The organism is Acinetobacter bereziniae, from assembly GCF_016576965.1.
Taxonomy (GTDB): Bacteria; Pseudomonadota; Gammaproteobacteria; order Pseudomonadales; family Moraxellaceae; genus Acinetobacter; species Acinetobacter bereziniae.
The window spans coordinates 1899212-1915129 of sequence record NZ_CP066119.1; the positions used below are offsets into that span (position 1 = coordinate 1899212).

Annotated in this window: 15 protein-coding genes; 10 read left to right on the forward strand and 5 right to left on the reverse strand. The window is 37.1% G+C overall.

Annotated features, from left to right (window positions below):
- Positions 1-138: 138 nt before the first annotated feature.
- The 9 genes from uvrB to I9192_RS08855 all read left to right on the forward strand — a co-directional run bounded on the left by uvrB (position 139) and on the right by I9192_RS08855 (position 10265).
- Positions 139-2160, forward strand: coding sequence for an excinuclease ABC subunit UvrB (gene uvrB, locus I9192_RS08815; protein ID WP_005029706.1), 2022 nt, complete (start codon positions 139-141; stop codon positions 2158-2160).
- Positions 2161-2299: 139 nt separating this feature from the next.
- Positions 2300-2890 (forward strand): lipocalin family protein, encoded by a 591-nt coding sequence (locus I9192_RS08820; RefSeq protein ID WP_004831251.1) that lies wholly within the window; start codon positions 2300-2302, stop codon positions 2888-2890.
- Positions 2891-3034: 144 nt separating this feature from the next.
- Positions 3035-3964 carry an EamA family transporter RarD gene (rarD, locus tag I9192_RS08825; RefSeq protein ID WP_004831250.1) on the forward strand — a complete coding sequence of 310 codons (930 nt, stop codon included), beginning with the start codon at positions 3035-3037 and terminating at the stop codon, positions 3962-3964.
- A gap of 115 nt (positions 3965-4079) precedes the next feature.
- Positions 4080-5783 (forward strand): hypothetical protein, encoded by a 1704-nt coding sequence (locus tag I9192_RS08830; RefSeq protein WP_227567114.1) that lies wholly within the window; start codon positions 4080-4082, stop codon positions 5781-5783.
- A 352-nt stretch (positions 5784-6135) separates the two neighbouring features.
- Complete coding sequence (locus I9192_RS08835; RefSeq protein WP_005029703.1) at positions 6136-7593, forward strand: glyceraldehyde-3-phosphate dehydrogenase; 1458 nt, start codon at positions 6136-6138, stop codon at positions 7591-7593.
- 114 nt (positions 7594-7707) lie between these two features.
- Positions 7708-8193 (forward strand): hypothetical protein, encoded by a 486-nt coding sequence (locus I9192_RS08840; RefSeq protein WP_005029701.1) that lies wholly within the window; start codon positions 7708-7710, stop codon positions 8191-8193.
- Between the two features lie 42 nt (positions 8194-8235).
- Positions 8236-8694 (forward strand): hypothetical protein, encoded by a 459-nt coding sequence (locus I9192_RS08845; RefSeq protein ID WP_005029700.1) that lies wholly within the window; start codon positions 8236-8238, stop codon positions 8692-8694.
- Positions 8695-8854: 160 nt separating this feature from the next.
- The gene (locus tag I9192_RS08850; RefSeq protein WP_370469249.1) at positions 8855-9571 is read left to right on the forward strand and encodes an MFS transporter; all 717 of its coding nucleotides are present in this window, start codon (positions 8855-8857) and stop codon (positions 9569-9571) included.
- Positions 9572-9584: 13 nt separating this feature from the next.
- Positions 9585-10265, forward strand: coding sequence for a hypothetical protein (locus tag I9192_RS08855; protein ID WP_005029696.1), 681 nt, complete (start codon positions 9585-9587; stop codon positions 10263-10265).
- Positions 10266-10357: 92 nt separating this feature from the next.
- Here I9192_RS08855 and I9192_RS08860 read toward each other — a convergent pair whose 3' ends face one another.
- Entirely contained in the window at positions 10358-11209 is an 852-nt protein-coding gene (locus I9192_RS08860) for an SDR family oxidoreductase (RefSeq protein ID WP_005029693.1), read from the reverse strand.
- 126 nt (positions 11210-11335) lie between these two features.
- On the opposite strand from I9192_RS08860, the gene I9192_RS08865 reads away from it, so the two are divergent.
- A complete protein-coding gene (locus tag I9192_RS08865) occupies positions 11336-11713 on the forward strand; it encodes a winged helix-turn-helix transcriptional regulator (protein WP_004831239.1) in 378 nt (125 codons plus the stop codon).
- 61 nt (positions 11714-11774) lie between these two features.
- Here I9192_RS08865 and I9192_RS08870 read toward each other — a convergent pair whose 3' ends face one another.
- From I9192_RS08870 to mnmA, 4 genes are all read right to left on the reverse strand, one after another.
- Positions 11775-12404, reverse strand: coding sequence for a DUF2238 domain-containing protein (locus tag I9192_RS08870; protein WP_005029689.1), 630 nt, complete (start codon positions 12402-12404; stop codon positions 11775-11777).
- 103 nt (positions 12405-12507) lie between these two features.
- Positions 12508-13896, reverse strand: coding sequence for an adenylosuccinate lyase (purB, locus tag I9192_RS08875; RefSeq protein WP_005029686.1), 1389 nt, complete (start codon positions 13894-13896; stop codon positions 12508-12510).
- 120 nt (positions 13897-14016) lie between these two features.
- Positions 14017-14748, reverse strand: a complete 732-nt coding sequence (gene hflD, locus I9192_RS08880; RefSeq protein WP_004831235.1) for a high frequency lysogenization protein HflD — start codon at positions 14746-14748, stop codon at positions 14017-14019.
- A 27-nt stretch (positions 14749-14775) separates the two neighbouring features.
- Positions 14776-15915, reverse strand: coding sequence for a tRNA 2-thiouridine(34) synthase MnmA (gene mnmA / locus I9192_RS08885; RefSeq protein WP_005029683.1), 1140 nt, complete (start codon positions 15913-15915; stop codon positions 14776-14778).
- Positions 15916-15918 lie beyond the last annotated feature (3 nt).

A 15918-nucleotide genomic window follows, 5' to 3' on the forward strand; every position in this document is an offset into this window, starting at 1 on the left:
TCGAAATAAAAAAGGGTCAAGGTATTTGTTGAATATTGTGTAAAAAACCCCATTAAGTTTAAGGTAAATCTTTTGCTCAAGTCGGTTTCTGTTAAACTGCACGAGCTTCTTTCTTCTTGGTTAAAAGAGTGAATTATTGTGAATGATCATCAACCTTTTGAACTTGTTACAAACTACCAGCCTGCTGGTGATCAACCGCAGGCGATCGAAAAATTAGTTGCAGGGATAAATCAAGGTTTTCATGATCAGCTTTTATTGGGTGTGACTGGTTCTGGTAAAACGTATACCATGGCAAATGTGATTGCTCAAACGCAAAGACCAACCATTATCATGGCGCACAATAAGACCCTTGCAGCCCAGCTTTACGGTGAATTTAAAGCATTTTTCCCCAATAATGCTGTCGAATATTTCGTCAGTTATTATGATTATTATCAACCCGAAGCTTATGTGCCTTCTTCTGACACATTTATTGAAAAAGATTCAGCGATTAATGATCATATTGATCAAATGCGTCTTTCAGCAACACGTGCACTATTAGAGCGACGGGATGCCATTATTGTGGCTTCAGTTTCAGCCATCTATGGTTTGGGTGATCCAAATGCTTATATGAGTATGTTGTTGCATATTGTACAAGGAGACAGAATCAGTCGTGATGACATTATTCGCCGTCTTGTCGAAATGCAATATACACGCAATGAGCTGGAGTTTTTACGAGGTACTTACCGTATTCGTGGCGAAATTATTGATATTTTCCCTGCCGAATCGGACCAACATGCCATCCGTGTTGAACTGTTTGACGATGAAGTCGATTCGATTCGTTGGTTTGATCCAATTACCGGGAAACTGGTACGTAAAGCCCCTCGTGTGACGATTTATCCAAAAAGCCACTATGTCACTCCAAAAGATAATCTTGAACGTGCTATTGGAACGATACGAGATGAACTTGCAGAACGTTTGGTTTTCTTTAAAGAGCATGAAAAGTTGTTAGAAGCGCAACGGATCGAACAACGTACGCGTTATGACTTGGAAATGATGCAACAACTCGGCTATACCAATGGGATTGAAAATTATTCAAGACATTTGTCTGGTCGTCCGGCAGGTGAAGCACCACCAACATTGTTTGATTATATTCCAGATGATGCCTTACTGATTATTGATGAGTCACATGTGACAGTTCCTCAAATTGGTGCGATGTACAAAGGTGACCGTTCTCGAAAAGAAAACTTGGTTAATTATGGTTTTCGCTTACCAAGCGCCTTGGATAATCGCCCAATGAAGTTTGAGGAGTGGGAGCGTATTGTTCCGACGACCATTTATGTCAGCGCAACACCTGCAAAATATGAACTGGAAAAATCAGTCCAAGTTGCCGAGCAGGTGGTTCGTCCAACAGGTTTAGTCGATCCAGAAATTGAGATACGTCCAGTTTTAACCCAAGTCGATGATGTACTCTCCGAAATCAATATTCGTAAAGAGCTGAATGAGCGAGTGTTGGTGACAACACTGACCAAACGTATGGCTGAAGATTTGACCTCATATTTAAAAGAATATGGCGTAAAAGTAGCGTATTTGCATTCTGATATTGATACGGTTGAGCGAGTGAAAATTATCCATGAATTACGTACAGGTATACATGAAGTGATCGTGGGGATCAACTTGCTACGTGAAGGTTTGGACATGCCAGAAGTTTCTTTGGTGGCGATTTTAGATGCGGATAAGGAAGGTTTTTTACGTTCTGAACGTTCACTGATTCAAACCATTGGGCGTGCAGCAAGGCATGTCAAAGGTAAAGCGATCTTGTATGCAGATCGTGTGACGGACTCTATGCAGAAAGCCATAGATGAAACTGAACGTCGTAGAGCTAAACAAATTCAATTTAATGAAGAACATGGCATTATTCCACGCAGTGCAGTTCGTCAAGCAATCAAAGAAATCGATACCGGCGAGGTGCTCACTGACGATCAAATTGATGATGCGATTGTTGAGCAACAACATGCTTTAACTGCGGACGAACGTCATATTTTGTCTGACCCTAAACTGTTCACTAAACACATCACTAAACTTGAGAAAGAGATGTTAAAAGCATCAAAAGAGTTGCAATTTGAACAAGCAGCACGCTTACGAGACGAAATTGTGCGTTTAAAAGCGCGAATGTTAAAGTGATTTCGTTTGAGACGTGATTGCTGTATTTGACTTAGATTGTTGCTTTAATATGGACATAGGATACATAAAGCTACAATCTAAGTTTACATTTCTGATTATTTTATAATAAATAGTAAAAATCCACGATTGAGGGTATAAAGTGCAATTATTCAAAATATTACCCAAATCCTATACGCTAAAAAACATGATCATTGGGTTCAGCATTATTTCTGCTACTCTTTTTTATCCTAAAGTGTATGCGGATTATTCGACATTGGCAGCTGTTCCAAAATTAGAGCTAGGTCAGTATCTCGGGTTATGGTATGAAATTGCACGTAAACCTATGTATTTTCAAAAAGCCTGTAAGTCTGATGTCACTGCACGTTATACCGTCAATGAGTTTGGCAATGTTGCAGTAGATAATCGTTGTATTGATCAAAATGGCGAAGAATTGCGTGCGTTGGGTGAAGCTTTTATCAGTAATGAACCCTTTAACTCTAAGTTTAAAGTCAGTTTTATTCCTGAGGCAATTCGCTGGATGCCCGTGGGAAGAGGGGATTATTGGGTGCTTAAAATAGACCCAGAATATCAAATGGCTTTGGTCGGAGAGCCTAAACGTAAATATTTATGGTTATTGTCACGTGATCCACATCCTGATGAAACCAAAGTAACTGAATTTCTACGATATGCACAAACGGTTGGTTTTAATTTAAAAGATATTATTCGAACCAAGCAGAACGTTTCACAATAATTCCATAAGCTGGCAATTTGTCTGTTGATATTTGATTATTTCAAATGTTCATTTGAGAAAATATTGTAATATTCAAAATAATTTTGAAAGAAAAAAAGTTTATACTATTGAAAGATTTATTTGAGAATTTTCGAGAGGCGATAGATGTTTAAGGGCGTAGCATTGTCTATATTGGCATCTGTCACCTTTGGAGTATTGTATTTTTATACCAAATTATTAGGCGATTTAGATAGCCAACAAACATTTGGTTGGCGAATCATTGCAACCTTACCTTTTCTAACTTTATTTATGTTTTTCAGTGGTGATTTTGCCCACGTCAAAAGTATTTATCAGCGTATGATGAAGCAACCTGCGTTATTGATCTTACTGCTGATCACTTCTGCGCTGACTTGTTTCCAACTTTGGTTGTTTCTATGGGGACCGATGAATGGACGAGGATTACAAGTTTCATTGGGATACTTTCTTTTGCCTCTGGTCTTGGTTCTCGCGGGTAGTATTTTTTATAAAGAAAAGTTATCAAAATTTCAAATGGTTGCCGTGGCATTTGCTGTGTTAGGGGTAGGTCATGAATTGTGGCGTTTGGGCAGTATTGCATGGGAAACCATCAGTGTTGCTTTGGGTTATTCACTGTATTTTCTGATCCGAAAAGCAATCAAAACGGATAATCTTGGTGGGTTTTGGTGGGACATCCTGATTTGCATACCTGTTGCCATCTATTTTACTCAAATGGGAGTGAATGCTTATGGGCAGTTTATTGAAATGCCCAGTTTATTTTTGGTGGTTGCTGGGCTAGGTGCATTAAGTGCTATTGGTCTAGGGAGTTATATTTTAGCCAGTCGTTATTTGCCTATGGTGCTGTTTGGTTTACTGAGTTATTTAGAACCCGTTTTATTGGCATTGGCTTCATTGGCTTTAGGAGAGTCTATTTCCGCAGATGAATGGTTGACTTATATCCCGATTTGGTGCGCTGTAGGTGTTTTGGTTTTAGAAGGTAGTTGGCATATTTATCAACAAGGAAAGAAACGAAAAAATTTGGAATTGAATATTAAAAAATTTGATAAAAGAAAGAAGTAACAGGTATTCTTTAAATATAAAAACGATAATCCTTGAACTTAAATTAAAATAAATGTTAAATATATCTCAATATTAGTGCTATTAAACATGTTTAAAAAGAAAAGAATATTGATTGATGATGAATATAACAATGATTCCCTATCAAATACGGGCAACTCTTTTGCAACTTGAGCCGAGTACAGATTTGAACTGGGCAAAGGTGTTGTACGAAATTTTTGATGAAGCTAATATTGAAGTACGCGAAGAAATTGATCGTCAAATCTTAAAGCCTAAAGAGATACAATGGAATAGAACTGAAAATACCTTTGAATTTAAAATTACAAACTCATTGGAAACGTTAAAGCATCGTTTAGACAATGAGCGCATGCGTTCGATTGCCAATAAATTAAGTAACTCACTCCATTGGTTAGAACAAATTACTGATTGTGTACAGATTGCAGATTACCTTGAAAATACTTTACATCAGATTGATCTAATTCCAGTCGATGACCATCTTGGCTTGCAACGTGAAAAAATATTAATACGCCGAGTTTTTTTGCAAGATGTGGCGAAGCTGGTACGAAATCTCAATATTCACATTCATCCGAATGTACGTGATTTAACGGTAAATCAAATCAAATGCTTTATTATCGAAGTGTTTATCAAGCAACAATTATTAGGATATTGGTTTAAACCTTTACTGACCAAATCATCAAATCTATTTGCTCATCCCTTCTTTAAATATTTTATTGTCAGCGAACAGAAAATTCGTAAATTTGATATTGTGAATACTTCTGAATTTATTTACTTGATTGCACCAATACAACATTTTGAGCAAAACCCATATTCAATTCGTCGATTTTTGTTTGAAGAACATATTGAATATAACAATCAAATCTATTTAACAGGATTAGTGATTGACCCAAAACAGATCAGTGAAAATGCATACCGAGTACAAACAGATCAGTTGATACAAAAAATGGTGACGATCCAACATCAAGTTCATCGAGATGTCATTGAAATTGTACAAGAGTTTGAAAGTTTTACTGAAACTAAGCTATTGCCATTTCTAATGCAACCGCTTGGGATGGTTGGTAAAAATAGTGAAGTTGTTGCTCAGAATCATGTAAAAACCATTGAGCAAATATTAATTGCCAATGTGTTAATGCCGCTAAGAAATGCCGTAAAAAATGATTTATCACATTTAGAAGAATTTGAATATTTATTTATGAGTGTTCATCGCATTTTATCTGAGATTTTGTCTCATTATCGCGATTTTAAAGAACAACCCGCATTGTTTTTCAATGCACATGTGCAGTTATTTGAATATCGTTTACTGGCATATTTGAAGCTTTTGGAAAAACGTAAGGACGAAATCTTTATTCCGATGAGTAAACAGGAATGGCAAGTCATGCATGAACGTTCACAACAACCTATAAAAAAGCTTCAAGAGATTATGTTTGATCAAGGCAAAGACTACAACGAATTACAACTCTACATCCAACAGTTAAAACATGAACAGAATCAAGTAAAAGGCTCTTTGCTCAAGAAAATTGTAAAAGGTGGAAAAGTAGAAAAAGATATTCTGCAAGCTAAACATGCCGCACTGCTGATTAAGAAGCAGACATACTTAGATGTATTGAGCGTTCCAAAAGGTTTATCGAAATATAGTGTATTTATTGAATTTGAAAGCTTAACTTCTTTGAGTGAATTAGAACGGCATTATGCTTTTCCTTCAGGGGACAATGGTATTATTCGTTTCCCTTTTTTAATGAAAATTCCTGAGAATCTAGCAGATTTTGATTTTGAAGCTTTTCATGCATTCATGTATATGGATTAATTTCATACTTGAGCGCTGTTTATCCCAACATCATATCGACTGAATATAGGCTGTTGATCTGTCAATGCTCGATGAGGAAAGCAGTTAAACTGAGTTTAATCGTGTTTGAAATGAAGCAGCTGGATGTTTTTCATTCGTGTTATGGAATGCATGTAACACTATGTTAAAGATCTATAAACAAAGAAATCTCAATTATAGTTTAGATATCAATATTTAATTTTTATAAAAATATCTAACATGACAAATTATTATAAAAATCTACCATGAATTGATTTCAACTAAATGAGAATTCCATTACAATTGTGGGGTTTAAAAATCCATGTCTAGATATACATAAATAGAGGACGTATCTGTGAGCAAAGACACTATCATCGCCCTACATGCAGAGCACCAAGGTCGCTGGAAAAACCGTGAAGAAATCGCGGAACGTATGATTGCATTAATCGGTCAATTATACCGTGAAAAAAATATTGTGACTTCTGTTTACGGTCGTTCTTTAGTGAACCGTTCAGTAATTCAAATTCTTAAAGCTCACCGTCGTACGCGTATGATGGATGTTGAACTTTCAGTTGTACATACGTTTCCTATTTTAGAAGCTTTAGCAAAATTAGATAATATTGGTTCAGCAGAAGTTGATTTAGGTAAACTTGCTGTTGAATACAAAGAAAAGGGTGGCGATGTTGATGCATTTGTTGCTCAAGCTGTTCGCTCTTTAGAAGGTCGTCCGGCACAAGTTGAACCGAAAGATGTTGTGCTTTACGGTTTTGGTCGTATCGGTCGTATTTTAGCGCGTTTGATCATCAGCCAGTCTGGTCTTGGTCGTGGTTTAAGCTTGAAAGCAATCGTCGTACGTAAATCATCTGATGGTGATTTAGAAAAACGTGCTTCATTGTTACGTCGTGACTCAATTCATGGTCCATTTGCAGGAACAATTTCTGTAGATGAAGAAAATGAAGCAATCATTGCCAACGGTAACTTCATTAAAGTGATCTATGCATCTAGCCCTGCTGAAGTAGATTACACTGCTTATGGTATAGATAATGCACTTGTGATTGACAACACAGGTAAATGGCGTGATATCGATGGTTTATCACAACATCTTAAATGTCCAGGCGTAGGTCGTGTTGTACTTACTGCTCCGGGTAAAGGTGATATGAAAAACGTTGTATTTGGTGTGAACCAAAATGACATTATCGATTCAGATAAAATCATTTCAGCAGCAAGCTGTACCACCAACGCAATTACACCTGTCTTGAAAGTATTAGAAGACAAATACAAAGTGATCAATGGTCATGTTGAAACAGTTCACTCATTCACTAATGACCAGAACTTGATTGATAACTACCATAAAGCAGATCGTCGTGGTCGTGCTGCAACATTAAATATGGTGATCACTGAAACTGGTGCTGCAAAAGCTGTTGCAAAAGCATTACCTCAGTTGCAAGGTAAATTAACAGGCAATTCAGTACGTGTACCTACACCAAACGTTTCGTTGGCTATTCTTAACTTAACACTTGAGAAAGAAGTAGATCGTGAAGAAGTAAACGAATATATTCGTCAAATCTCGATCAACTCAAGCCTTCAAGGTCAAATTGGCTATACAAACTCTACCGAAGTCGTATCTTCTGACTTTATTGGTTCTCGTACTGCTGGTGTATTTGATGCACAAGCGACGATTACATCAGGTAACCGTTTAACAGCTTATGTTTGGTACGATAACGAAGTGGGTTATAGCTGCCAAGTATTACGTATTGCTGAACAAATGTGCGGTGTAAGCTATCCAAAAGCACCTGCTGAAACAAATGCATAATTTGTAATATTCAGTAAAAAGGAGCTTCATCTGAAGCTCCTTTTTTTATATTCTAAATTTATCTTGGTTTAAATCTAATAAACGATTTTAACCGAAATTTAGAGCATATTAAAAATGAATAAAAATTTACCAATTTTCGCTTTGGTTTTGCTGAATTTATCAACAATAATCCATGCAACCCCGCAAACAAGCCTTGATTTAACTCCAATATTGCAAGATCGTTTTGAACAAAATTGTGAGGTTCGCCAGCAATTTGATTATTATGTTCGCGATGATGAAATTCTGCCAATATTAATGAATCAGGTGGCTAAAGATGAAGTTGATGAACAAAACGCCTATGTGAGTAGAATCCTTACTTTAAAAAATACGACTTATCGGGGACTGATTGTCACAAAAATTGAGTTTGTATGGGGGCGAGGATTGACTTTAATGGAGTATTTACATTTCGATCTCCCAACTGCTTCAGCACAGCAACAATTTAATGAAATTAAAAAGAAAAAACAGCAAAATGCTAAAGCTGCAAATTTTGTAATGGTTGGAGAAGGCAAAAATAAGGGTATCGCGATTTGCGCTTGGGCAGATAAAAATACAGCTGAATAAAAGCGATTTCATAGTCAGTCATTTACATTAAAGGGAAATAATATGAAAAAGCTAATATTACTCAGCATGATATTGCTGTTAACTGAGGTGATTTATGCGAAGCCTTTAGAATTACGCCCCTTATTACAAGATCGCTTTGAGAAAAATTGCGCAATCCGACAGCAATATGATTTTCATAATGATGATAATGAATTGATTGAACCCTTAAAGCGTCATACTACAAAATCAAGCTATGTCGATAAAAATGTTTATGATTCCAGTGTATATCAAGTCCAAAATGTCAGTTATGCTGGTATACCGATACGCAAAATGGAATTTAGTTTTGGGCGGCTAGCGCAGCAATTTAATGAATATTTATATTTTGATCTCAGTTCAGAATCGGCTAAAAAGAAATTTAAAACACTCAAATTTAAACAAAATCATCAGAAAAGTCAGGTCAGCGTTGAATATAAGAAAAATCTTGCGATTGTTCAATGTTATTGGTTGCTTGAGCTAAACTAAGCATAAGAGAGGCAGATAAAAATGATTGTTTGTTTATTAAACGAACAAATTACTTCGACTTTTATACATAAAAAAGCATATTTATTCACATAAATATTTAAAATAAACCTTAATTATTAAATAAAAAATTAAGGAATGGATTTTGCAGTTGAAGCAAATTATGGCAGGAATCGCCTTTATCTGTGTGGCTACACTTTGTGGAGTTATGCTTGCTATTTGGGTATTTAAGTATTTTAGTATTTATATTCCTTTAGAAAATCAGGCTGTCCGTATTGATTTAAAAGAACCGCTACAAGCCAAAGTACAAATTCATGATGCCCTGAATGTTGATGTTAAAGGGAAAGTGAATGCTGAAATTCCAATCCATGAAAAATTGAATTTACCGATCACTCAGACTTTAACGCCCCATGTTTACTTTGATAATCAAGTACCAATCGAAACCAGTATTCCTGTGAATGAAGTGATTAAAATCAATCAGGATATGCCGATTGATACCAAAGTGAAAGTCACAGTTCTTGGAAAAGATATTACTTTACCTCTGAAAGGTACCATCCCGGTGAAGATGGATGTGCCCATTAACTTACAAGTTCCGTTGAATCAAAGCATACATTTAAAATTTGATGCACCTGTTAAAGTTTTACTTAAAGAAAATTTGCATATTCCATTAGACGCAACGCTTAAAACCAATATTCCGATTCAAGGTCACCTCAATGTACCGATCAAATCTGCATTGCAAGCCACGGTAGATGTTCAAAATACTTTGCCAGTAAAAATTGAGAAAGGGCAATTAAAAATACCGCTAAACAGTATAAAAATTTCACGTCAGACCGCTGGACAAGCTGAGCGTGAACATACTCAATCTGAAGCATTGAATTAGGTTGATCTGAGATATGTGGTTATTTAAATCGCTTAAAACGTTATTATTCAGTTTCCTCATTGTCGTATTATGTGTTGCAATCGGTGTCTGGTTATATTTAAACATTCAGACCTCAATGCAAGTTTCTGCTCAGCAGGCACAAATTCAATTGTCTGAATCTTTACCTACAAAAATTCATGTGGGTAACTATTTAGAGACCCATGCCAAAGGAGCTTTAGATACAACACTAGATATCAATCGCGAATTAACTTTACCTTTAAATGGCAAATATTTAGCCAATTTAAGTTTTGTGGTCACCACACCGATTGAGGTTGATTTAGACTATTCGACTCAAATCCAAATCGAAACAGTGATGCCATTAGAAACAACCACTGATTTGGTTTATCAAAATAAACTGCTACCTGAATTTCCTTTAAAACTGGACATTCCGATTAAGCTTTCTGTACCTTTCAACATCAAGCGACATTATCAAGTACCGATCAAAATCATGTTTGATGGTCCAATCTATTTGGAATTTAATGAGCTGATTAGTTTATATGTCAAACATCAGCTAAAACCGATGCTCAATATTAATGATCCGATGACCATGCAAAAAATTGCAACATTTGATGCAACGATGTACAACACCAAAAGACAATCATTCGCAGATTTACAGATGAATATTGATCTACCTGTACGTAATATTCATCCATAGCATTGTTTTGCCACGATATTTATTTACTTCAATATCGTGGCATTGGTTGTCTCGTGTTCAGAAGGTGCGAATAGATTGCAAACGCATAGATGCTAAAAAAGTGATTTCACTTGAGATTGAATATCGGTGGTTTTGCGACCAATCAATTGTTCTAAATCTTCACGAGTACTGAACATAGCACCATGTGCAGTTTGGACATCCGCATCGACAATCACACTGACTAATTCGCTTGGTAAGCCAGCCGTAGTGAGTGCTTGTGTATAGTCCTCAGCACTGATATTTTGGTATTGAACAGATTTTCCAGACGCTTGACCAATATAAGATGCCAAGTCGAAAAGCGTAAAACTGGTTGAGCCAGCAAGTTCATAGGTTTTGTTTTCATGACCTGTTGAACTCAGTACTTTAGCTGCTGCTTCAGCATAATCGAGTCGAGACGCTGAACTAATTTTGCCGTCCTGAGCGCTGCCATAAAGTGTGCCTGTTTCTGCGGTATGTTGCACATTGACTAAGTAGTTTTCGTTATACCAATTGTTGCGTAACAGGGTATAGCTCAAACCACTTGCTAAAATAAGGGCTTCAGTTTCACGATGTTCTGCTGCTAAACCCAATGGGCTATGCGTTGCATTGAGTAAGCTGGTATAGGCAATATAAGGGACTTTGGCAATCACTGCTGCATCAATCACAGCTTTATGCTGCGGTGTACGGCGTCCAATTTCATTGGCTGAAATGAGTAATAGTTTATCAATGCCCTGTAATGCAGGAACCAATGTGTCTGGTTGGTCATAATCAAATTGGCGAAGTTCGATACCGATTTGTTGAAGTGCTTGTGCTTTATCTAAGTTACGGACTAAAGCCACGATATTTTCTGCCGGGATGCGTTTCACTAAACTCTGAATGACCAATTGCCCAAGTTGACCTGTAGCACCTGTAATTGCGATTTTCATAAAGTTCACCTTTTGATTGATTTGGATTGGATGTTTTTTAAACTTGATGCTATTATCATAGTTACTAAACTTACCAAATGTAAGTACGTACCGAAAAGTAAGCTAATTACTGTATGGAGAGAATTCATGAGCATCTATGCTTCAAGTCATTTAATTGGTCAAGTTTTATCCAGTGAATGCCCATCTAGAGAAATATTGGAGCATTTAACCAGTAAGTGGTCTGTGTTAGTTCTGCGGTGTTTAAGTGATGGTGTGCAACGATTTAGTGAGTTGCGCAACCGTATTGAAGGTATTAGTGAAAAAATGCTGGCACAAACTTTACGGGTATTGGAACAAGATGGATTTATTTTACGTACGGTTTATCCTGAAGTTCCGCCAAAGGTTGAGTATCAATTGACGATTTTGGGTGCACAAGCCGCTGAAAAAATAAGTTATGTGATTGGTTGGATCGAGAGAAGCTTGCCAGATATTTTGGCAAATAAAGAAAATCTAAATAAATCTTAGATTAACTGATATTCACCAAACCGTTAACATTTGGTGAATATATGCAGTCTTAAAAGTGATCTTAATTTTGTTTGTTGGTTTTTAGACTTAGCAATCCTGTAATAATTGCACCGATTGTTGCTAAGAACATGTCTTTATGTGCATCCCAAACATCGCCTTGTTGTCCATTATAGTTTTCAGCTTCTTCTGGGGATAAACCAATTGCCAACCACCATTCAATCCATTCATAAAATAAGCTGGTTGCCATGACAAATTGAATCACCAGAATGAATAAAACGCTTGGTTTTAAATTTGGTAGCCAGACTTGGAAAAGGCGATAGAAAAATGGGTAGAGAAACAAGCCATAAAAAAAATGTACAAAGCGATCAAACATATTGCGTGACCATCCCATGGCTTGGTTAAGGTCAAAGTGTAAATATTGGATTGACCAATCATTATACGGCACATAGGAATAAAGATAATGAGCAGCGATGACATGAATGATCAGAAATAAGATATAGAGTAGAAATGAGGAAAAACTCAGTCCAATTTTCTTTAAACAGAAGAATAAAGCAAGCAACATCAGCACCGTACCAATTTGATGCAACATGTAGGACGGATATTCTAATGGATTGATACTTGCCAAAATAATGGCAATTGCTAGAACTGCCAGTACTAGCCAGTGTTTTGGGGTTAAAGAGTGGTAGATCATTATATTGTTTTCTAAAAATTATTAATGCGCATTGTAATCAAAATGCAAAAAAAATGCGAAGCTTTAGCTTCGCATTTTTATGACTAAAAAAGGATTACAAATCTTAGATTTTAGCGATGAGATCTTTAATTTGCTTCGCTTGATCAGCAGCATTACCAGTATAAGTTGCTGGGGTCATTTCAGCTAAACGCGCACGATCAGCAGCAGGTACAGCTTCAAGCTCAGTACCATTGACAAAGTTGACCATCATATCGCGTGTCATTGCTTGACCACGCGTCAATGCTTTTAATTTTTCATAAGGTTTTTCAACTGCATAACGACGCATAACTGTTTGAATTGGTTCAGCCAATACTTCTTGAGCATGATCAAGATCTTCATTTAAACGAGTAGCATTTAATTCAAGTTTACCAATACCTTTTAAGCATGCTTCAAATGCGATTAAGCTTTGTGCTAAACCAACACCCATGTTACGCAGCACTGTAGAGTCAGTAAGGTCACGCTGCCAGCGAGAAATAGGAAGTTTTTCACCCAAATGCGCCAATACCGCATTTGCAATACCCAAGTTACCTTCAGAGTTTTCAAAATCAATCGGGTTTACTTTATGTGGCATAGTCGAAGAACCAACTTCACCTTCTTTCAAACGTTGTTTGAAGAAACCGAGTGAGATATAACCCCATACGTCACGGTTAAAGTCGATCAAAATTGTGTTGAAGCGACGTAAAGCATCAAATAATTCAGCAATATAATCGTGAGGTTCGATTTGGGTTGTATATGGGTTGAATGTTAAGCCTAATGACTCAACAAAAGTTTGAGCATGTGCAGGCCAGTTGATTTCAGGGTATGCAGAGTAATGTGCATTGTAGTTACCTACAGCACCGTTAATTTTACCGAGCAATTCAACTTGATTAAATTGTTTGATCTGACGCGCTAAACGATATGCAACATTCGCCATTTCTTTACCCAAAGTTGTTGGGCTAGCTGTTTGACCATGGGTACGCGATAACATCGGTTGTTCAGCGTGTTTCTCAGCCAAATCTACGATTGAATCAACAATTTGTTGCATTGAAGCCACTAAAACATCACGACCATTTTTTAGCATTAATGCGTGAGAAAGGTTGTTAATGTCTTCTGATGTGCATGCAAAGTGAATGAATTCGCCCGCATTTTTAAGTTCATCAATATGTGCAATTTTTTCTTTAAGGAAGTATTCAACTGCTTTTACATCATGATTGGTTGTGCGCTCGATTTCTTTAATGCGATTTGCATCTTGTTCAGAAAATTGAGCCACAATTGCATCTAAAGCATTGTTTGTTTCAGTTGAGAAAGCAGGCACTTCGGTGATTTCAGGACGGTTTGCAAGCGCTTGTAACCAACGCACTTCAACAGTCACACGAGCATGGATTAAACCAAACTCAGAGAGGTAAGGGCGCAAAGCATCACATTTACTTGCATAGCGTCCATCTAATGGAGAAAGTGCGGTTAAAGCGTTCATAAAGATTCCTTAAACTTTGGAATATAGGTCATATTTATATTTTACAAATACTCAATGTTAAAACCATCTATAAAATATCAACATGACCCTGTGTAAAACCGAAACTCGATCAATATCAAATTACACAACCTGATATTGTAATCGAGCAAGATCCTGAATATCTTGAAGAAGTTTACGTTTGCTAAAGATCATATTCCATGAACTACCACCTAATTGACGCCATAGGTGAGCCATCTGTAAACCTGTAAATAAACTTGCGCGAATACGATTGGTGTGTGCAGTATCTTTAAATGCTTCTGCATTACCCCGCACTAAAATTCTTGGATTAATTTGACCAGCAGTGTCGACATATGCTTGTGCTAAGTTGGCAATAATACTCGGGTGTAAGTAGTTATTATCGAAGAAGGACAACTGTTTTAAAATTTTTTGCTGGGATTGATGAATAATTTCAACGAATTTTGGGTTGCTATAGACTTTTTTTTCTAATGCTAACAATGACATTGCATATGACATTGGCAGTTTTGCACTGGCTAACTTGGGAATTCTGGATTTTGGTGAGGTGGAAAAGGGCTGAGTGATGCTGCTTTCTAATGCCTTTAAACCTAAAGAAATATCAGCCAATTGATTAAAAAAATCTAAGGTTTGACCAGACTGATTGTCTGAAGGGCGTATATTGAGACTGGCTTTAATCAATTGTTCAAAATAAAAATTGCCACTTTCCCCGATGCTTTGACGACCAGTCATAGCCGTCATATGGGTCAGCTGTGTTGCTTGAAACACAGCCGCTAACGCCAAAGCTCGATTTTGGCGTTGATTCAAAGTCTGAGGCTGTTGAAAGGGCAACTCAACCATGCCTAAATTCCTTTAAATAATGTTTAATCATGACTCGATAAAGTCTGGTTTTGGTGCATTGGTATGATGAATCACCCCACCACCTAAACAAACTTCATCAACATAAAAAACAACACTTTGTCCCGGTGTAACGGCACGTTGTGGTTCATCAAATTCGACACGTACACCACTTGGTGTATTGCTGTCTTTATAAATTGTACATGCTTGATCTGGTTGGCGGTATCGAGTTTTTGCCGTGCATCGGAAACCTGATTCAGAAATCTCTTGCTCTCCAGCAACCCAATCAATTGCTTCAGACCATAAAATCGTGCTTTGCATCAATGGATGTTCGTGACCTTGACCAACGACAAGACGATTGCCTTCAAGGTCCTTATGTAGAACAAACCAAGCGCCTTCTTCGGCACCTTTTAATCCACCAAGACCAATACCACCTCGTTGACCGAGCGTATAGTACATTAAGCCGTGATGATCACCAACCTCTTTTCCAGAATCTAAAACAATTTTTCCCGGTTGTGCAGGCAAATATTGTTTTAAGAAGTCATTAAAACGGCGTTCACCAATGAAACAAATACCTGTTGAATCTTTTTTCTTTGCAGTTACCAAACCAAGTTCTTCAGCAATCTTGCGGACTTGAGGCTTTTCAATCTCACCCACAGGGAATAATGTTTTATTGATTTCACGACCATGAACTGCATGCAGGAAATAAGTTTGGTCTTTATTGTTATCTACACCACGGAGTAAAGGTGCATATTGATCGCCTTTACTATTGGTCGCTGTTTCTCCACGACGGCAATAATGTCCAGTCGCAATAAAATCAGCACCTAAGCTTACAGCGTGGTCGAGGAAGGCACGAAATTTAATTTCTTTATTGCATAAAATATCTGGATTCGGGGTACGACCAGCAGCGTATTCCGCTAAAAAGTGCTCAAAAACACGATCCCAATATTCCATGGCAAAGTTGGCAGTATGTAATTTGATGCCAATTTTGTCACAGACCGCTTGTGCATCAGCAAGATCTTCCATAGCTGTGCAGTATTCCGTACCATCATCTTCTTCCCAATTTTTCATGAAAAGACCTTCAACTTGATATCCTTGTTGAAGTAAAAGCGCAGCAGAAACAGATGAATCTACACCACCAGACATACCGACGATGACACGTTGTTGCATAGG